The organism is Gulosibacter hominis (genome assembly GCF_904842695.1).
GTDB classification, from domain to species: domain Bacteria; phylum Actinomycetota; class Actinomycetes; order Actinomycetales; family Microbacteriaceae; genus Gulosibacter; species Gulosibacter hominis.
In genome coordinates, this window is the sequence record NZ_CAJGWQ010000006.1 from 80,691 (window position 1) to 99,639 (window position 18,949).

14 protein-coding genes are annotated in these 18,949 nt (G+C 57.0%); 9 read left to right on the forward strand and 5 right to left on the reverse strand.

The window, feature by feature from the left end:
- Positions 1–439 precede the first annotated feature (439 nt).
- The 4 genes from JMV54_RS05730 to JMV54_RS05745 are packed head-to-tail and all read left to right on the forward strand — an operon-like array spanning position 440 to position 3,690.
- Positions 440–1,633: an ABC-three component system protein gene (locus tag JMV54_RS05730; protein ID WP_201517968.1), complete on the forward strand. Its 1,194-nt coding sequence runs from the start codon at positions 440–442 to the stop codon at positions 1,631–1,633.
- A complete protein-coding gene (locus JMV54_RS05735; RefSeq protein ID WP_070454662.1) occupies positions 1,620–1,838 on the forward strand; it encodes an ABC-three component system middle component 7 in 219 nt (72 codons plus the stop codon). The genes JMV54_RS05730 and JMV54_RS05735 overlap by 14 nt, the downstream gene beginning before the upstream one ends.
- Positions 1,832–3,481 carry a DUF2326 domain-containing protein gene (locus JMV54_RS05740; RefSeq protein WP_201517969.1) on the forward strand — a complete coding sequence of 550 codons (1,650 nt, stop codon included), beginning with the start codon at positions 1,832–1,834 and terminating at the stop codon, positions 3,479–3,481. Before JMV54_RS05735 ends, JMV54_RS05740 begins: the two co-directional genes overlap by 7 nt.
- Positions 3,478–3,690, forward strand: coding sequence for a helix-turn-helix domain-containing protein (locus tag JMV54_RS05745; protein ID WP_014320331.1), 213 nt, complete (start codon positions 3,478–3,480; stop codon positions 3,688–3,690). The genes JMV54_RS05740 and JMV54_RS05745 overlap by 4 nt, the downstream gene beginning before the upstream one ends.
- 530 nt (positions 3,691–4,220) lie before the next feature.
- Here JMV54_RS05745 and JMV54_RS05750 read toward each other — a convergent pair.
- Entirely contained in the window at positions 4,221–4,793 is a 573-nt protein-coding gene (locus JMV54_RS05750) for a TetR/AcrR family transcriptional regulator (RefSeq protein ID WP_021353195.1), read from the reverse strand.
- 17 nt (positions 4,794–4,810) lie between these two features.
- The gene (locus JMV54_RS05755; protein WP_201517970.1) at positions 4,811–6,310 is read right to left on the reverse strand and encodes an MFS transporter; all 1,500 of its coding nucleotides are present in this window, start codon (positions 6,308–6,310) and stop codon (positions 4,811–4,813) included.
- A gap of 157 nt (positions 6,311–6,467) precedes the next feature.
- Here JMV54_RS05755 and JMV54_RS05760 point away from each other — a divergent pair, with 157 nt between their 5' ends.
- Positions 6,468–7,772 (forward strand): AAA family ATPase, encoded by a 1,305-nt coding sequence (locus JMV54_RS05760; protein WP_201517971.1) that lies wholly within the window; start codon positions 6,468–6,470, stop codon positions 7,770–7,772.
- Positions 7,772–8,944 (forward strand): McrC family protein, encoded by a 1,173-nt coding sequence (locus tag JMV54_RS05765; RefSeq protein WP_230972836.1) that lies wholly within the window; start codon positions 7,772–7,774, stop codon positions 8,942–8,944. Before JMV54_RS05760 ends, JMV54_RS05765 begins: the two co-directional genes overlap by 1 nt.
- Here JMV54_RS05765 and JMV54_RS05770 read toward each other — a convergent pair.
- Together JMV54_RS05770 and JMV54_RS05775 are read right to left on the reverse strand one after the other, a co-directional pair.
- A complete protein-coding gene (locus JMV54_RS05770) occupies positions 8,925–10,133 on the reverse strand; it encodes a DNA-methyltransferase (RefSeq protein ID WP_230972834.1) in 1,209 nt (402 codons plus the stop codon). The two genes, JMV54_RS05765 and JMV54_RS05770, sit on opposite strands and share 20 nt — an antisense overlap.
- A gap of 1 nt (position 10,134) precedes the next feature.
- The gene (locus JMV54_RS05775) at positions 10,135–10,392 is read right to left on the reverse strand and encodes a helix-turn-helix domain-containing protein (protein WP_041630930.1); all 258 of its coding nucleotides are present in this window, start codon (positions 10,390–10,392) and stop codon (positions 10,135–10,137) included.
- Positions 10,393–10,955: 563 nt separating this feature from the next.
- Between JMV54_RS05775 and JMV54_RS05780 the strand changes: the two genes are divergently transcribed.
- The 3 genes from JMV54_RS05780 to JMV54_RS05790 are packed head-to-tail and all read left to right on the forward strand — an operon-like array spanning position 10,956 to position 14,281.
- Positions 10,956–13,148: a DEAD/DEAH box helicase gene (locus JMV54_RS05780; protein WP_201517974.1), complete on the forward strand. Its 2,193-nt coding sequence runs from the start codon at positions 10,956–10,958 to the stop codon at positions 13,146–13,148.
- Positions 13,149–13,175: 27 nt separating this feature from the next.
- Positions 13,176–13,694 (forward strand): helix-turn-helix domain-containing protein, encoded by a 519-nt coding sequence (locus tag JMV54_RS05785; protein ID WP_201517975.1) that lies wholly within the window; start codon positions 13,176–13,178, stop codon positions 13,692–13,694.
- Between the two features lie 11 nt (positions 13,695–13,705).
- Positions 13,706–14,281 carry a PIN domain-containing protein gene (locus JMV54_RS05790; protein WP_201517976.1) on the forward strand — a complete coding sequence of 192 codons (576 nt, stop codon included), beginning with the start codon at positions 13,706–13,708 and terminating at the stop codon, positions 14,279–14,281.
- A 330-nt stretch (positions 14,282–14,611) separates the two neighbouring features.
- Here the strand turns inward: JMV54_RS05790 and JMV54_RS05795 are convergent, their stop codons facing one another.
- Positions 14,612–18,607: a Cna B-type domain-containing protein gene (locus JMV54_RS05795; RefSeq protein ID WP_201517977.1), complete on the reverse strand. Its 3,996-nt coding sequence runs from the start codon at positions 18,605–18,607 to the stop codon at positions 14,612–14,614.
- Between the last annotated feature and the right edge of the window lie 342 nt (positions 18,608–18,949).

The window sequence follows — 18,949 nt, forward strand, 5'->3', positions numbered from 1 at the left end:
CGCTTGATGCGGAAAGACCCACAAGAGACGCTGCTACTCGTGCGATGTCGATGAACTGGTCTGCGTTGGCATGGCTATGGGCGGACATCCGGATGGATGCCCGCCCCAGCGGCTCCTGCAGATCGTTCCGACTTGGGACGAATAGAAACCTGAGCTCAGTTGTTGGCTACGGATCGGCGTGATCACGGTCGATCCGGTGGATGCGCCTCACGTTGCGTGAGGTGTCTCCATGGACTCGCCCGGATCGTGCACATCCCGGTCGTGTCCTGAGCGCGAGGCCACGCCACCTGCCCCGCATAACCCACGCGAGATACGCAATCGCCAACTTCTCGTTGCAAATGCACAGCCGTGATAGACTTTTGCCCATCTCTCGTGAACTATGTCCACGGTAGAAAATGGCACCTCGGCCATTTAGACGCTTTGGGACAGCCTGGGACAGTTGGGACAAACTCCGGTGGAGGTGATGGCGAAGTTGCTCTTCAACGATGTGATGAAGGCCGTCTACCCGCACCTGCGCGGCACCCGGAACACAGCAGACTTCATGCGCAACATGATCGAACGGCTATGCGCCGTCCCTGAGGAACACTGGTTCACGCCCCGAGGTAGGACACCGGATCAGGACTACAAGGATGAATCCCTGCGGAAGTTCTATAGTCGCGGGATCACGAAAAAGCTGGCGCGCGCCATGCTCGCTAATCCCACCCGCGACAACTTCGTCGATTCCCTCAACTACGTCGATGACATCGAAACGCAGTCAGTCGAGGAGGTCAAGGCGGCGCTGGCTCGCAGTATCCAGCCGTTTACCGGCGAAGATGTCGACGAGTTCAATGTTGGCGACGTGTTGTTCGACTTAATCCAGCAAGCGTTGGAGTTCGTTGTTAATCCGGAATTGGAGAATGACCGTAAGCTCCAGCGAGCTACGGCGGTGTCGGATGCCGTCAAGGGCAAGCTCGGTTCTCGCCTGTTGGAGGAGTGCAAGTACACCTGCTCGCGCACTGGCTGCGGCAAGCACCTCCAGCCCGTCACCGACGACGGCGCGACAGCTCCGCTCTATGCGATTGGACGAATTGAAGGCGAAGGTCGTACTTACGAGAATCTGGTCGCGCTGTGTCCGGACTGCTTCCACGCCTACACGCTCAACCACAAGAAATCCGACGCAAAAGACCTGGGGCGTAATAAGAAGGCACAAGTCGACGCAGCCCAGGCACGCAAGACACTGACCACGGTCGATATTGAACGTGGCATCAGCAAGGTCGTCGAGAAGCTCGGCAACGCCAACCCCAAAGAATTCGAGCCGCTGAACTTCGACCCAGTCGCAGTCAAGGACAAGATTGACCAGTCAGTCGACGTGTTCGTGTTCGACGAAGTATTCATGCACGTCACGCGATACTTCAGGTTTATCGAGAAAGAGCTGCAGGACCAGGCTCGGCTCAAGACGTTTGATGATGGGTTGTTGCGAGCCGAGATCAGAGCCTCGTACACGAAGCTCGCTGACAAGGGGTACGCGAAACAGCGGATCCATGAAGCCCTGACCATTCGGCTCAGTCAGATCACAAAACAGGATGCCCGCTACTGCGCTTACGTGACCTCCTACTTCGTCCAGTCCTGTGAGGTGTTCGATGCTGCTTCCTAACAAGTTGTTTGCCTACCAGGACACGGTGCTGCCGCTGCTTCCGACGATCCTAAGGCTCCTGGACACCCCGAAGACCCCGAATGAGCTTGCCGTCACCCTTGCCCCCGTCACGACGGATCCAATCCGGCTGATTGATGCGCTCGACTGTCTCTACGCCCTCGGCAAGGTCACGCTCAGTGAGGAAGGAGCACTGGAGCGATGCTGAAGCAGATCAGTTGTGCCTTGTTCAAAGAAGGCGACACACCACGCCCGCCGATCCAGTTCCATCAAGGACTGAACACGATCCTCGGCGCAGTCCGAGGAGAGGCCGGGTCAATCGGCAAGTCCACGATGATGCTCATCATCGACTTCGTCTTTGGTGGCAACACCTACGTCGACAGCGATGCCGTCCGGGAACTGCCTGAGCACGCCATCAGCTTCACCTTCGAATTTGACGGTGCCTCTTACAACTTCGTGCGACGCCCCCATGAACCCAAAGTTGTGGTCAACATCGATGCCGACGGCAGCGTGCTGAAAACCCTTGAGCTCAAGGAGTTCACAGACTGGTTGGCCGTCCAGTACGGCATGCAGTTGCCGGGCGCGTCGTTCCGACAGATGCTCAGCAGGTTCTTCCGGATCTACGGCAAAAACAACCACAACGAACTCAAACCACTCCAGACCCGTGGTGGTGAGGAATCCCAGAAGGATGCCATCGCGATCCTGATCTCCTTGTTCCAGTACTACAGCTCGATCGAGGACTTCAAACAGCAACTGCAGAGCGCTGAGGACATGATTGCAGCGTTCAAAGCTGCCAGACGCTACGAGTTCATCCCATCGGCAGTTGACGGGTTGACTAAGTACAAGCAGAATGTCGTCGAGATCGCCTACCTGGAGCAGGAACGTGCGCAACTGGCCGAATCAGATGAAGCGACAGTCGATCCGAGCGAGGTCGAACACGCTAACGCACGCAACGAACTCAACCGCCAACTCGGCGACGTTCGACGCCTCATCAAAGAAAGGCACGACGAGCTACACCTGCTCGATTTGAACCTACGCCACGGCGCGTACCCCACCGAGGCCGACCTCAAGAGCCTGCAAGAATTCTTCCCCGAAGCGAATCTGGCCAAGCTTGTCGAGGTCGAGAAGTTCCACACCAAGATCCAGACGATCCTCGCGGAAGAACTCACCCAAGCCCGCGAGCGCGTCCAACGCGAGGTAACCGAGCTTCAAGAACACCACGACCGCATCCTTTCCCAGATGGATGCGATCCCCACATCCAAAGCGTTCACGCCAGAATTCCTCGACGCCTACACGACCTTGGATCGGCGGATCACCAAGCTTAAAGAGCAGAACGAAGCGTTCGACCAAAACCACAAGCTCCAGACCGCGAAACGAGAAGCCAACACGCGCTACCAAAACCAACTCGAAAGCGTGCTGGCACAAATCGAAATCGCCATAAACACGCAGATGGACGCCATCAACGACGAGGTCACCGGCGGGGAGTACAACGCGCCCCGACTGACGATCAAGGCCTTCAACTCCTACGACTTCGAAACGCCGAAGGACAAAGGCACAGGCACAAACCATCGCAGCATGATCATCTACGACCTCGCCGTGCTGCAGAACACTGTGCTCCCAGCACTGGCACACGACTCGATCGTGTTCGACTCCATGCCCCGCCCAGACCTCAGCAACCTGATCCGCGTCTACGCCGATCAAGTGGAGAAGCAAATCTTCATCGCTGTGGACAAGACCAGCGAATGCACCCCCGAAGCCCAATCCATCCTGCAAGAAACCACCGTCCTGAAACTGGACAACAACGAGAAGGCGCTCTTTGGAGAGAAGTGGAGCCGGAAGGAACGTCCATGAAGATCCAATACAACAAGCTCTGGAAACTCCTCATCGACAAGAACATGAACAAAGTCCAGCTCCGAGACAAGGCGCGCATCAGCAGCAACTCACTAGCCAAACTCGGCAAGAACGAACCAGTACACATGGACGTCCTCATGAAGATAGCGACCGCCCTCGACTGCAGAGTTGAAGACCTTTTCGAGACCCAAACTGACTCAGAGAGATGATGCCAATGCTGCCAGAAACTAGGACCAGTTGGACCACGCTTCGACGTAAGGGCTTGATGGAAATGATCGGTCTCCGAATACTGCTCCCGAGTCTAACCGCAAGTCCGCGTGCAAGGAGGCAAGATGTATCTTTCCGCTAAGACGATCAGCGCGGCACTCGATCAGCTCCAAGGGACAGCTTCCCACCTGCTCAAAATCTGGCTTGTATTAAAGCACATGGGTTTGAGCCGAGACACGTCCATATTGATCGATACGCAGAATTCAACTCCCACCCTGCAGAGGCTGTTCTCCTGCGGCAGTCCTGAGGGAAAACTTTTTGTTCCCTTTGCGCACACCCAGTGCGACAGATGTGTCGCAAAAATGGCGAGACCGAGCCTATTGGCAACAGCAAACTACTGCGCCGTAACTGTCCCGCTGGGGTGCCCCTGTATGGCACTGACTCGACGAGGCCGCGAACGAGCAGCCTCTTGAGAAGGCGAAAGGCAGCGGCAGCGAACCTGGATCGGTTCAGATCTGCGAGATGGATGCGCTCATCGGTTCGCCGCGTTGCTCGAGGTTCCGGCTGCGTCCGCAACGGAGTGGGCGAGGTGCTCTGCCAGCGCGGCGCGCAGTTCGGGCGGAAGGGGGGCGGCTCCGACGGATTCGCTAAGCCAGAGTCCGTCGGCGGCAAGGTACGCGACCATCTTCTGCAGCGCCCGAGGGTCAGTCGGGTCAATCTCGGCAGGGTCGGGTATCCATCGGGAGATGACCCTTCTCCACGGCTTGTTGAGCTCGCTGTCGGTGCTCGCCTCGAGCATGAACAGCAGCTCGGGGCCAGTGGCGCTGCGAGCGCTCACGCGGGCGTAGGCGGCGACGCGCTCGTCCTGTGTTGCCTCGTCTGGGTCCTTGCCCAGGACGTTGATCATCTCGTGGTCCCAGCGCTCGGCAAGATGCTCGTGCAGCGCGAGCACCAGGGCGTCCTTCGAGGGGAAGTGGTAGAGCAGCCCACCTTTGGTGAGTCCGGAGGCGGCGGCCACCGATTCGTACGTGACGGCCGTGACGCCGTCGGTTTCGACAACGTGGAGGGCGGCTTGGAGGATGGAGTCTCGTTTGCTGGTCCGCATGAGCGGTCCTTTCGTGGTCAGTGCTCGGAGTGCAGCTGCGACTGCGTGCCAGGCAGGTACCGACGCAGCAGCACTCCCGTGATGACAGTGGCCGCTGCCAGGACGCCGGCAACGACTAGCATCACGACGAGGTACGCGGAGTCGAAGGCCGTGGAGGCCGCCTGAATGATGGCGGCGTCTCCCTGCGCCGCCTCCAGTGCCTCAGCGATACCGTCACCAGCCGCCGCCGGTGCGCCGTTGGGGAGGACAACACTGGCGGTATAGATGGCCGTGAGCAGGCTTCCGAGCACGGACACGGCGATGAGGCTGCCGAACTCGTAGGAGACCTCTTCGAGGGAAGCGGCCATGCCTGCACGGCGCACCGGCACGTTCCCGATGATGGCGGTGGAGGCGACCGACAAGGCAGCTCCGAGACCGGCACCCGTCACCAGAAGGCCGAGAACCAGCACGCCGAAGGATGATTGGAACCCGACTACCGTCACCACGACGCCGCCGGTGGCGACGGCGAGACCACCGGTGATCAGCGCGAGCAGCCCGACACGGTGCAAGAAGGCACCACCCAGGAGCGCTGTCGGCAACGAGCCCACGGCAATCACGGCAACCAAAAGCCCAGCCTCCAGCGGACTGAAGCCGACGACCTGCTGGAACCGTTGCGTGGTGACAAGCTCGATGCCACCGATGGCGAACATCGCGAACGCCGCGGCGAGCACGCCAGCACTGAACGCCGGGTTGAGGAAGATGGAGAACTCCAGCAGCGGATTCTCCAGGCGCCGCTGACGGCGCACGAAGAGCCAGAACCCGATGGCAGCAACGAGCAGCGCAACAACAATGGTCGCGACAGACGGGGGCGCGTGGCCGATCTCCTTGATGGCCACCACCGTTCCGACGAGCCCGATCATCACCAGTATCGAAGACACGGCATCCCAGCGCTTCGAAGGATCCGGGTCATTGGCCGGGCGGATCAACCAGGTAGCAACCAGCACCAGCGCCACTACGGGCACGTTCACCAGGAACACCGAGCCCCACCAGAAGTTCTCGAGCAGCGTGCCGCCGAGAATCGGACCGAGAGCGAACCCGACGACCGAGAGGCTGCCCCAGATCGCGATCGCAAAATTCCGCTCGCGCTCGACCGTGAAGTACGTGCGGATCAGTGCCAGGGTTGCCGGCATCATCGCTGCCGCACCGACAGCGAGCACAGCGCGTGCACCGATCAGCACCTCGGGCGACGGCGCCAACGCTGCGAGCAGGGACGCCAACCCGAAGATCACCAGGCCGACGACGAACATCCGCGTGTGGCCGATGCGATCACCGAGGGTCCCGCTACCGAGCAGCAGGCCCGCCATCACCAGGGGATAGGCGTTGATGATCCACAGGCTCTGGGTGCTTGATGCCTCAAGGTCCTCGGTCAGTGTCGGCAATGCCGTGTACAGGATCGAGTTGTCGAGGGTGATCAGTAGGAGCCCCGCTCCGACAGTCACCAGCAGCGACCAGCGTCGCCGTTTCGTCATCGTGGACATGCGCGTCTCCTTAAATTGTGAACAACGTAAGTGTACCGGATGGATGGTGTAGTTATGTCTACTGCGAGAGAGATCCGCGTCACTCCCTGTTCACGGCGCCTAAGGCCAGTGACTACGAGCGTGGCGCTCATTTGGGTACACCGTCCGTTACGCCTTCATGAAAGGCGACGCTTCGCGTTCAATTATTCAAACCACTATTCAGCGATGGAAAACATCGGATTCAGTAGTTTCTGGATCTCCCACTGCATACCTTGATTTCTCCGATGAGGGAAACAAGATTCGAGTATCCCTCGGAAGGATCTACCCCCAAGGTCTGGGACACGGTGGAGACGGGTTCGCCCTAGAAGAGGACGCACGAGTCGCTATCCCTATTGAAGCAATGGCGGTTTGGCTCTTCCGTCAAGATGAGTTGGACCAGTATTTTGGCGATAGTGACCCTAACAAGCTCTCGCAGCAACTCGTCGAAGCCCTCATACGCGAGCTGAACCTTGAGCCCGGCGAGATCGAGGCAGTTTTTGTAAACAAGCCAATCGATATCGAGACCAGCGACGCTCCGCTTAGCGATGCGGAGTTGTTGGCAATCTGCAATTCGGCATTTGAGGCCAAGTTGGAAGTCGAAATCCGCAAAGAAGATCGGCTTGAGTACACAAATAGGATTCAGTCAGTGACAACAATCGATTCAGCACCAGCATGGACCAGGATTTCCCCAAGTGAACAGCTAGCCTCGCTAGTCAAAGCGGGAGAGCGCGCAATTCTTCTGTTTGGACCGCCCCGAACCGGGAAAACCCGTGCCATCGATAAACTTATTCCGCGTAATTCTGAGGATCGTGAGACTATTCAGCTCCATGAGGGGTGGGGTTATGAGAACCTGATCCTAGGACTCGCGCCCGGTGAGAAACCGGGAGAATTCGAATGGACTGAAGGTCCACTCCTTCGCGCGCTTCGAAACGGCAAGAGGCATATCGTTCTAGAAGAGATCAACCGCACTCGAATTAGCCAGGCCTTGGGCGAGTTATTCTCTCTTATCGAGCCAGCGTACCGGGGCGAGACCAACGGCATCACGCTTCCGAATGGTGCGCAGATCTTTATCGATCCAGAAGTGGTTTTCTACTTCACTATGAATAACGTCGACACGAACACGGAGGATATTGACGACGCACTCATGGGACGTATGGCAAGTGTCTACTTTGGTCCACGCGTTGAAGACCTTGACGCGATACTTAGGCACAGAGCTATTCCTTCAGATACAGCCGCAGCCATTAAGACTGTCTTCACTGCTATTCAAGACAAGTATCCGCTGGGTCATGGCTACTTCGCCGGGCTTCAGCCGAGTGATGACTTCCGGATGTACTACATGTGGAGAATCCGACCGGTCTTGATGAATCATTTCTCTGCCTATGAGCCTGAAGTGGTAGCGCAAATCGACAACCGCGTAGATGAACTCTTCACAGGAACAGCGTGATGCAGACTTGGCATGCCGTCGAGAACGAGATTTCGGCGTTACCCGGCCTAACCCCAGCTGATGTCCCCACTGGCTTGCCAGACAACATTCGCGTTCTCCTTCAAGGTGGAGTTCTGCAGATTCTGGCGTCAAATGTTGCCGGGAATATCCCGCTTCTTAATGGAAATAAGCTTGTCATTTCTCCGAAGCATGCATCGCTCAATCCAGTTTCGATGCTGCTGTATCTTCACGATTCTCAGTCGGCTCGACTGGTGAACGATGCTCCGTTCGGATACTCAAGCGGGTCGCACGATTTCGGCTTGAGTTCGTTGGCAGAGATGTTGTCCCGGGAGCTCTTATCCTTTGCAGCAAAACCAAAGTTATTTCGCCGCAAGCCTACGCTTGAGGCCACGTCATCTGCCGTTGGACAGATAAACTGGCCTGTGACAAACCTCCGAGCGCGGCGAGGAGATGCCGCTCCAATCGTAACGAGACGACACAGGCCGACATTTGATATCCCCGAGAACAGAATTATCAAGTCGGCTGCCAAACGAGTATTGGGACTCTTGTCTAGTGACGCTCCTGGGGCGCGTGTAACTCACGATTGGGCAAACTGGCAGGCATCTACCTTTGCTGGTTATGACGATATCCGCAAGGTCAGCCAGATGATGCGAACGAAGAATGTTGGCGGTTCGCATTCCTACTACAGCAATGCGCTCGGTCTCAGCCTCGTCATCCTCCAAGCATCCGGAATTGACCACGGTGAAAGCTGGGAGTCTGACGGATACTTGTTCAATATGCCTGGACTTTACGAAGACTTTGTGCGAACAAGTCTTATGAGAGCTGCAGAGCCCACTGCTCTAAGCGTTCAAAAGGGTTTTGCCTCCAGTAGCTTTCTGCTTACGAATGGCGAAATCGAGCTAATTCCAGACCTGACTATCTATCGCGGCGGATCTATAGAAGCTGTCCTCGACGTAAAGTATAAGGTACCCGATGCGAAGGATCTGTATCAGATCTATACATACATGCAGTTTGCGCGTCTCAACGAGGCTTATATCATCTCACCTTCCGTTCGAACTGGAGACGTGGTCGAGACGTTCGACGGTCACCGAATCAAATGTCTTGGTTTGGATAGCAGTTATGCGATAGACGTCGACGCACTTGCTTCGAGGGTTATCGAAGCTCTGCGGTAAAGAGGGGTTGCTGCACGGTGGTTGAAGCCAACACTCGCTCAGCAGTGGCGAGGTATTCTGCGCTTACATCAAAACCGATATAGCTCCTCTCGAGCTTCTTCGCTGCAACGGCGGTAGTTCCAGCACCCATGAATGGATCAAGAACCACATCACCAGGGTCCGTTGAGATCGCGATGCAGCGCCCAGGACGCTGAACCGGGAACTGAGCCCCATGCCCATCTCGGCCAGAAGAGGTTGGCAAGTACCAGAAGTCACTAAGCTTGTCCGACTCAAGCAGCTGTCGCCCACCAAGGTCTGAAGGTAGCTCCAAGTATGCGGCCTTGTTGAACTTGGGGGTTCGTTCCCGAGTGAGATGCAGAATGTACTCAACATTTCTGCTGACTCGCGACTGCTGGGGTTCAGGAGTTGTGGCCTGCTTGCACCACGAGATCGTGCTCTTTACGTAGTAGCCGATTTGGGCAGCACGCTGAGCAATCCGTTGCGGGATCAAACACTGCTCACCATCTTTCAGATACGAGTGTCCGGCGGAATACCGCAAGTACTCGTGATCTTTCCACGATCGACCATCCTTGCCTTGCATCGCATGCAGTGTCTCAACTGCACTACCACGGATTTGAGTGCGAGTGTTGTACGAATCCATGATGTTCCACCACACGGAGCCATCTGCAGCAATTTTCGGAAGCAATGCATGCAAGACCTCGACCGAATGGCGAATAAACCCTTCAGGTGTCTGCTCGAGACCAAACGAGCAGTTCTCGCCATCCGCCCAAAGGCGCTCACCAGGCTCGTCATAGACCCGCATAGCCCAGTACGGCGTTGAGGTGACAACAGTATTCACCGAACCATCTTTCAGTCTTCCAATCAGCTGGAGAGCGTCTCCGACAACGAAGGAGTCCTTTTGAATGACCTCTTGACTCTCGGCAACGAGCACGGCTCCGGTGACGGCTCGACGGAGATATTCAAGAACTTTGCTGCGAGGAACGAACGTCTCGGAGAATGCATCTTGATCTAGAAGTTGCCGAACGTCGGCCTCGGACAAGATTGACTTCCTGCCAAGGGCACGCCTAATGAAGCTGTGAGTCATGCCCACAACGGGGGCAACAAGCTCAATGGGGAACACTAAGTCGGTAGTACTGCTGTCGGGGGAGGCGACCGCCGTTTGAGGCTTGATGGTATATGCCTGCTTCATCTCACTCATTACGCCCGTCGCCGGTTCCTTCCTCATAACAGTCTTCAAAAGCCAGAATGTCGTTGGGTGAACAATCCAACGCTTTACAAATCCGCCCAAGTGTCGCGGTGGTAACCGTCTGATTTCGACCCAGCTTCGTGATGGTTGATGAGCTCAGACCGGCAAGGTCTCTAAGCTCGCCCTTCCGAATTCCTCTGTCGATAAGCAACTTCCAGAGGTTTCTATAGTCCTCGCGAGGCGCGTTCGATGTGTCAACCATGAGACCAGAATACCATATCGCATGATTATTCGTGCGATACAGTCAGCTTTGATCAAGGTGTACATTTGGGCATCGCATGACGCCCTACCGATATTTTTTACACCCTCGGGTGCTGCGGTGACTCGGAAGCCCGGATCAGATCTGCCCGACGACCCTCAGCGGTCACTTTGCGTCCTTTCAAAACGCGAGAAACTCCTCGAGCTGCGTCTCTGCGTAGGCACAACGTCTAGCTCAAGGGCCCCAACTAGCTAAAAGCTTTGTAGTTGACTAGGAGTGCAGATGGTCGTCGGACCACCTGCAAGAACGAATAGCAAGCGGTATCGCCTACAGGTAGAGGTGCTACCCACATCATTTGTCAAGACCCCGCGTCTATTCTTGCGCGCGAAATCCCGACTGGTTCACCTCTCTCCGGACGCCAGCCGGGTAGCGACGTGCCAGATACTCAGCGGTTCAGCAGGCTAATCTCCAAACGTCCGCGGCAGCCGGAAATCCCAGTTCATAGCCGGTATCGAAGCTGTTCGATGGCCTGCTCCGCACTGGGGTCTTGTATCCAACGTGACCAGTTGTGCGACCCGTTTGCGGGTACCGGAACGTTCATTACGAGGCTGCTGCACTCGGGGGTCATCAAGCCCGAGGATCTGTCGCGCAAGTTCCACCGCGAGATTTTCGCAAACGAGATTGTGCTGCTGAGCTACTACATTGCGGCGGTGAATATCGAGGCAATGTACCGCGAGCTCTGCGAAGAGGCGGGGCTGGATGCGGGCGACACCGGTTTTCCGGGGATCTCGCTCACCGATACTTTCGCGATGGATGAGCGCCAGAACCACCTTGGCGGTGGCGTGTTTGCCGAAAACACGGCGCGCGTTGAGCAGCAGCGAACCGCGGCGATCAGCGTGATTTTGATGAACCCGCCGTATTCGGTGGGGCAGAAAAGCGCGAACGACAATAACCAGAATGCGAAATACCCGCTGGTGGATGGGCGCATTGCTGACACTTATGCAAAGCGCTCTACCGCCACGCTTAAGAACGGTCTCTACGACTCGTACTATCGAGCACTGCGCTGGGCGACTGATCGCATTGGTGAGCGCGGTGTTATCGGATTTATTTCGAACAGCGCCTTCATTGACGGGAACACCGCCGACGGAGTGCGGCTCACCTGGCAGGATGAATTTGATGAGATCTTCGTATTTGATCTCCGTGGGGCGATTCGTGGTAAGCAGGGCGACGCTGCGAAAAAAGAGGGGCAAAACGTATTCGACATCATGACCGGTGTCGCGATCACATTCCTTGTCAAAACGGGCGAGGGAGGTGACGGGCCGGCGAAGATCCACTATTGCGATATTGGTGACTATCTCACTCGGGAAGAAAAATTCGAGATTCTTGAGCGCGATGTGAGTGTTGCCGGTACTGAGTTCACCGAGATCACGCCGAACGAGGCGGGCGACTGGATCAATCAGCGTGATCAGCGCTTCGGCACCTATCAAGCTATTGCGAGTAAAGACCCCCATGAGCAGGCAGTGTTCGGGCTCAGCTCGAACGGATTGAAAACCAACCGCGATGCCTGGTGCTACAACTTCGACGAGGACGAGCTTCGACGTAATATTCATGCCCACGTTGACTACCTCAACGCTGAGCGTGAACGCGTGTACCGCGCGATAAGTAACGGTGCAGATAAGTCTGCTGAACAACTTATTCGCCGCGATAGCACGCGTGTTTCGTGGGACCGAATCAATATCAGTGACGTGAAACGAAACCGCCCGACCGAGCTGTATCAAGAGGGTTTTCGTTTGGGCATCTACCGCCCGTTCCTGAAACAGTCGGTTTACTTCGACCCGTCGCAGCGATTGAATAACTGTACGTATCAGCTGCCAAAGCTGTGGCCGACGGCTTCGCACGATAACTTGGCGATCGGCTCTCAGCGAGAAACCCGGCGCGACTACAGCGTCTTCATAACAACGCTCCCGCCCGATCTCGAATCGGTGTCCAAGGCACAGTGGTTCCCCCGCTACACATGGGAGCCGCTGGAATCGGCCGACGGCGCGTTTAATCTTGACGCGCTCGCCGCATTCGAGAACGATGTAATCGTCGATGGCTACCGCCGTCTCGACAACATCACCGACGAAACCCTCGCCGGCTATCGTCGCGTCTACGTCGACGACAGCATCAGCAAAGACGACATTTTCTACTACGTCTACGCCCTGCTCCACCACCCCGAATATCGCGAGTGCTACGCGGCCGACCTCAAAAAGATGCTGCCGCGCATCCCGCACTGCGCCGGTTTTGCTGACTACGCGCGTATCGGGCGGGCGCTTGCCGACCTGCACATCCACTACGAAAACCTGCCCGCGCACGAGGCGCTGCAATACGACTTCACCGCCGACGCTCCCGATGACGCCTACGAGCGCTACCGCATCGGCAACAAAAAAATGTCGTGGACCAAGCGCACCGCGAAAACCGCGCTGAAATACAACGAATACCTCACCATCAGCGGCATCCCCGCCGAAGCCAACGATTACCAAATCGGTGGCCGTAGCCCGCTCGAATGGATCATCGATCGCTACTACATCAAAACCGACAAAGCCTCGGGCATCGTCAACGACCCCAACGACTGGCTGCGCGAACAGCACAACCCGCGCTACGTTGCCGATCTCATGGGCTCACTCGTGACGCTCTCGCTCGAAACGCAGCGGCTCGTCAGCGAACTGCCCACTTTCGAAGTGCTCGACAATGTCGGTGGCCCACATACAATGAGCTAAACGAACAAAACGAAAGTGGGTGTGTCGGTGTCTGCGCTGCATGAATCTAAGACGTACGTACCGTCCTCTGAAAACCTCGAGAAGTATGCGAAGCTGCATGATTTTAACGAGGCACTTCAGACAAAGCGTGGTCAGGTTCCCGAAGCAGAATGCTTTCTTTCAGGGCCGGAGCCAGGCCAGCAGGTGGTGCTGCCGAAAGACGTCTACGAGCTGCTTGTCGCAGTCGTTGATGCGATGCAGCAGGGTATGGCGGTAACCATTCGCCCCAACCACGAACGAGTAACGACGCAGCAGGCTGCCGACCTACTGGGAGTCTCGCGGCCAACCGTTGTCAGACTGGTCGAGAACGGTGAACTGCCCGCCACAAAGATCGGGAGACATCGCCGAATCCTGCTGGTCGACGTGCTCGAGTATCAAAAGCGCCACGAAACTCGGCAATTCGATGCGATCGCAGCCACGAGCGACCTTGACGCTGAAATTCCCCCTGCAGAGTTTTTCAAGAGCGTGCGTGCCGAAGTCGCAGCCGAACGGGCAAACGGGGCATAGTGTTTCGGGCAGTGCTCGATACGTGTGTGTTGTGGCCGAGTCTGCAACGCGACGTTTTGTTATCTTTTGCCGTGGCTCGGCTCTATCGACCGCTGTGGAGCGAGCAGATTCTCGAAGAGCTGCGCTTCGGCGAGCAACTTAAACTGCAAGATCGAGGTGTGCCTAGTGCCGAAGCTCGAGCACGCACTTCGCGGCTCGTGCTCGCCATGCGCGAGATGTTCAGCGATGCACTCGTCTCAGCGGATAGTGACGTTTCGAACGTCTATGGATTGCCAGATCCTAACGACGAACACGTAGTGGCGGCAGCTGAGTCTGGTGGAGCCGGCGTCATTGTTACGAACAACCTTCGGGACTTTCCGGCTTCCCTAATGCCTCTTGATATTGAAGTGAAGCATCCAATCGACTTCTTTGCCGACACCGTAGACTTCGGCCCGGAAATAGCAGTCCAAGCAATCGAGAGAATGCTTGCCAGGTATCGGCGCCCTGTACTCAGCTTTGATGCATGTCTTATGGAGCTGCGCCGGCGCTACGGCCATGACGAAGCTTGCGAGCAGCTTTTCGAGACGCGGCGCCAGATGCGTGACTAAGTGTGCTGATCGGGTTCGTTGTTGCTGCAAGGAGCTGCTGCGGTGCCACAGACAGCGACGAGAGTTTCGATGCGGTCGATGTCCTTTGAATCGGCCGTAGAACACTGAATCATGCATCCGATGCACTCGCTGATGTGCGCGGCCGCAGTGGGGTAAATCTTGATCTGCCGGTCCTGCTTGTCACCGCCGACGCGGGTCACTGGTGTGAAATGCCTGGTGCGTCTGTGTCTATACCGAAGGGGGGCTGGGTCTGGACGATTTCACGGTCCAGACCCAGCCCCCCTTCGTGTTGCTAGCCGCAGGGGATTTACCCGGCGTCAGCGCAGCGACTTACTGTTTGCGTGGCCGCCTGATGAGCAGCAAACCGGCTGCCAGCACAGCGGCAGCAATCGCGAGCAACCCTGCAACCTCAGCACCGGTTCGAACCAAACCAGGACCCTGCGATTCCGGTTGCTTCGGCGTGGGCGCCGGAGTTGGTTCGTCACCGGGTGTTGGGGTCGGCTCCGGGGTCGGTTCCGGAGTCGGTTCCGGTGTCGGCGTCGGTTCCGGCGTGGGCTCCGGAGTTGGCGTGGGCTCCGGAGTGGGTGTGGGTTCCGGCGTTGGTGGTGGGACCTGCATGTTCGTGATGGTGAATCCATCCTTCGCATTGCCCGCCAACGTCGAGTTGAAGCCCTCAACACTCAGCTCTTCAACCGAGTACTGAATCTCAAGCTTCGTGCCGTCGACTGTTTCGGTGACCGGCAGGTTTGTGAAGGTGTGCTGCCAACCGTTGTTGGCGTTCAGTTCGACTGGGTCGCCGACCTTGGTGGTTGTCTCGCCGACAGTCTTCACGAGCTGCACATACACCGGCTGGGTTTCTGACGCATCCAGGTCGGTGCCGTCGGCAGCCTTCCAGACCTTTTCAACGGGCACTTCAGAAACCGGTGGAATCTGGGTGTTCGTGAGCACGAAACCGTTTCCAGGGTCGCCGGTCAGTTCGGATTTGAATCCGGTGACTGCGATTTCTTCGACCGAGTACTGGATGTCAACGTTCTTGCCGTCGATCTTTTCCGTGACTGGCAGGTTCGTGAACGTGTGCTTCCAGCCGTTGTCGGTGTTCAATTCGACTGGGTCTCCGACCTTGGTGGTTGTGTCACCAACCGTCTTCACGAGCTGCACCTTCACGGGTGTGGTCGATGCAGCATCCAGCTGTTCGCCGTCGGCGTTCTTCCAGACCTTGGTCACGTCAACCTCGGTCGTGGCCGGTGGGTTTTCCGTGTTGGTGATGGTGAAGCCCTTTTCGGCGTCACCGGTGACTTCGCTGGTGAAGCCGTCAACATTCAGCTCTTCGACGGAGTACTGGATGTCTACCTTCGTGCCGTCGACTGTTTCGGTGACGGGCAGGTTGGTGAAGGTGTGTTTCCAGTTGTTGTCGGTGTTCAGTTCGACAGGGTCGCCGACCTTGGTGGTTGTTCCGCCGACTGTCTTTGTGAGTTGCACCTTCACCGGCTGGGTTTCAGACGCATCCAATGCAGAACCGTCCGCGTCCTTCCAGACTTTTTCAACGGGTATTTCAGTGGTCGCCGGCGGGTTTTCCGTGTTGGTGATGGTGAAGCCCTTTTCGGCGTCACCGGTCACCTTGCTGGTGAAGCCGTCAACACTCAGCTCTTCAACCGAGTACTCGATCTTTGTGCGCTTACCGTCACTGACGTTGTACTGCGGAAGATCCTTGAACGTGTGCTTCCACTCGTTCTCGGCGTTCAGCTCAACAGGATCGCCAACCTTGGAGGGTTCTTCACCAATGGTTCGGATCAGCTGCACCTTTACAGGTGTGGCCTCTGTCGGATCAAGTGCAGAACCGTCAGCGTCCTTCCATACCTTCTCAACAGGAACTTCAGTAGTGACCGGCTGCTCCGTGTTCGTAACGGTGATGCCATCCTTCGTGTCACCCTCAACGGTGATTTTGAATCCAGCTACACCCAGTTCCTTAAAGGAGTAGATGAGCGGAGCCATGTAGCCGTTGCCGTAAACGTCCTTCGTCTCTGGGAGACCCTCGAAGGTGTGTGTCCAGTCGTTCTCGGCGTTCAGAACAACAGGTTCACCGACGGGCGACTTCTTGAGCCCTTCAGCCGATTCCAGCAGCTGCACGGTCACGGGCGATGTCGCCGTTGGAGCGCTGAGTGTCAGGCCTTCTTTCGCGTTGCCTTCCATCTTGACGGCCTTGGTACCTTCAACACCCTGTTCTTCAACCGTGTACTTGACCTCGACCTGCTTGCCGTCGACGGTCCTTGTCTTCGGAAGATTTTCGAAGGTGTGCGTCCAATCGTTGTCTGCATTGAGCTCTACCGGCTGACCGATGTACGACGTGTCGTCGCCAGCTTTTCCAACCAGTTGAACCTTGACCGGAACAGTGGCGTCAGCATCAAGGTCGTTACCATCGGCGTCCTTCCACGCCTTGGTGACTTTCACCTCGGTGGTCCCTTCGGTTCCGAAAGTGAGCCCACCGTTTGAACCGATGCCGGCACCACGCGGCGCCGTGTTTTTCTGGATCTTCAGCTTTGCCCACGACTTCGCGGTTTCTTTCGCTTCAGGATCGACGATGGTCTTCAGACCCTCATCCTGAATTGCGGAGCGATAGTCGGCCTCGTCATCCGATTCCCGTGCCTCACCGTCGAAGATCTGCTTTTTGCCAGGATTCTCTGGATTGAAACGGGAACCGTTCGAGGACTTCGAGCCGTCCTTGTAGTAGCTCGGTTCACCGCCGCCGAGCATTCGCGAATCGATCACGAGCCCCGCTTCGCTGACAGAGCCGTAGTTGTCGTGTGCGATGTCGTCGCCCCAGTGCGAGCGCCACGAACTGTTGGGGCTGTAGTTGTCGAACACTGCCACACCGTTCGTGACGTGCGTGATCATGCTGCCTGTGGGGCACAGCCAAATGCCGCCGCCGTAGGCAACATAGTCGCCGCGGATCGCGTTGTTGTCAGCGATGAGCGTGTCCATGAAGTTCGCCGTGTACGACTTCGTTGCAACGTAGATACCGCCACCCTGATCATCGGCGCTGTTTGATTCGATCAGCCCAGCGTTGAATTTCACGGCGTTGGAGATCACATTGACACCACCGCCGGTGCGGGTGGCGCTGTTGCGAGTGATGCTGCCGCCGTTCATGGTGAATCCGGCTGGGGAGATCTTGGTCCACTCCTCAGGCTTCCCCTCACCGAAGTGCTGCTTGGTCCAGCGAGAGCCGTCGGAATCGATTTCCCGGTACGTGCGGGGATCGCCATTGATATACATATCCATGGCGTTCACGCCGCCGCCGTTAGGCGCACGGTTGCTGTCAAGGAGCCCGCCGTTCATGGTGACGTCTGCGTTGCCGAAGATGTTGATACCGCCGCCAGCGAAGGCTGCACTACCCTTCGTGATTTCACCATCATTGAAGACGAGCGTTGAACGCGTATCCGAGGTGTCGTCGCCGGGCTTCACATTGCTTTCGTTCAGCCAGTGGCTGACGTTGATATTTCCGGCCCAGCCCGTGTTTTCGGTGATTTTGCCGCCGTTGACTGTCAGGTGCGCACCGCTGAAAACGCCGATGCCGCCTGCTTCGCCGTAGGCGTAAGGGCTGTTGTCGGACATACCCTTGGAGATTTCGCCGCCGTTCATCACCATGGTCGCGCCGTCGGTCAATGCAACGTTCGCGGCACCGAACTGACCGCCCTTGCGCTGGTTGTCGGTGATTTTGCCGTCGTTGAGGGTGAACTTCGCGTCCTTACCCTTGACGGTGACTGCACCTTCGCCACCGGCACTCATCTTTCTGGCACCTGTGATGGTGCCGGCATTCATGACGAGTTCGCCTTCCACGGTGATGGTCGGAGCGAACGAGCTTCCCTTCACCACATTGTCGTATTGGGCACGCGAGTCAATGATCAGACCCTCACCTTTACCAGTTCCGTCAGAAAGGGTGAGCTTGCCACCCTTTTTAACGTGGAGGAGGCTTCCGGTGAAGTTGCCATCATCGCGAATGATGTTGGTGGTGGAACCCCAGGGGGAGACTTCCGTATCCACCAGCTCGATGTCGGCTCCTGCTGGAATAACCAGAGTCTTTGTCACGAGCGTTTCAAGGTCGTTGCCGATCTCGATCCGCGTGGGTGTTGTGCCCGCTTGGTTGATGAGATCCTGCAGATGATCCTGTTCGCAGAAGAGGATGCGTCCTTCTTCGTAGCACTTCAGAACTTGCCGGTCGGGTGGTTGCGGTTCGGCCTGAGCAACAGAAGGAAGGCCAATCCCTCCCGCTGCTACCAGCAGCGTGGACAGACACGCTGCCAGCATGGTCGAGAAAAATCTGGAACGCATTTTGCTTGCCACTTTTCTTTTTTTCTCAGGGTACGCAGGCGCCCGGAGAAAAAAGGCAGCCGGCGATTTGATACGGATACTCAAATTGTAGCTACCGGCTTAGGTGCGCACCACAGTGCGCCCTTTTTGCATGCCGAGGTCGTAGCTGAGGGATCACGGGAATAAACTTCGCGTGGTGCAAATCTGCATCAGGCGATCTGGAAAGTGGCAAACGATCTGCTCGTTTCTGTCGACGGGCGGCAGGTCAAAGTCGACGGTTGAGGGATGCTGTTCTACCAGTTCATCCTCGAGTCACTCGCTGACTAATTGAGCACGGCGAAGACGCAAACTTCTCCTGCGCAG

What these genes read in the sequence shown, in the direction of transcription:
- JMV54_RS05735 (WP_070454662.1), top strand. Translation starts at nt 1,620, where the DNA reads ATGCTGCTTCCTAACAAGTTGTTTGCCTACCAGGACACGGTGCTGCCG.
- JMV54_RS05740 (WP_201517969.1), top strand. Translation starts at nt 1,832, where the DNA reads ATGCTGAAGCAGATCAGTTGTGCCTTGTTCAAAGAAGGCGACACACCA.
- JMV54_RS05745 (WP_014320331.1), top strand. Translation starts at nt 3,478, where the DNA reads ATGAAGATCCAATACAACAAGCTCTGGAAACTCCTCATCGACAAGAAC.
- JMV54_RS05750 (WP_021353195.1), bottom strand. Translation starts at nt 4,793, where the DNA reads ATGCGGACCAGCAAACGAGACTCCATCCTCCAAGCCGCCCTCCACGTT.
- JMV54_RS05755 (WP_201517970.1), bottom strand. Translation starts at nt 6,310, where the DNA reads ATGTCCACGATGACGAAACGGCGACGCTGGTCGCTGCTGGTGACTGTC.
- JMV54_RS05760 (WP_201517971.1), top strand. Translation starts at nt 6,468, where the DNA reads ATGAAAGGCGACGCTTCGCGTTCAATTATTCAAACCACTATTCAGCGA.
- JMV54_RS05765 (WP_230972836.1), top strand. Translation starts at nt 7,772, where the DNA reads ATGCAGACTTGGCATGCCGTCGAGAACGAGATTTCGGCGTTACCCGGC.
- JMV54_RS05770 (WP_230972834.1), bottom strand. Translation starts at nt 10,133, where the DNA reads ATGAAGCAGGCATATACCATCAAGCCTCAAACGGCGGTCGCCTCCCCC.
- JMV54_RS05775 (WP_041630930.1), bottom strand. Translation starts at nt 10,392, where the DNA reads ATGGTTGACACATCGAACGCGCCTCGCGAGGACTATAGAAACCTCTGG.
- JMV54_RS05795 (WP_201517977.1), bottom strand. Translation starts at nt 18,607, where the DNA reads ATGCGTTCCAGATTTTTCTCGACCATGCTGGCAGCGTGTCTGTCCACG.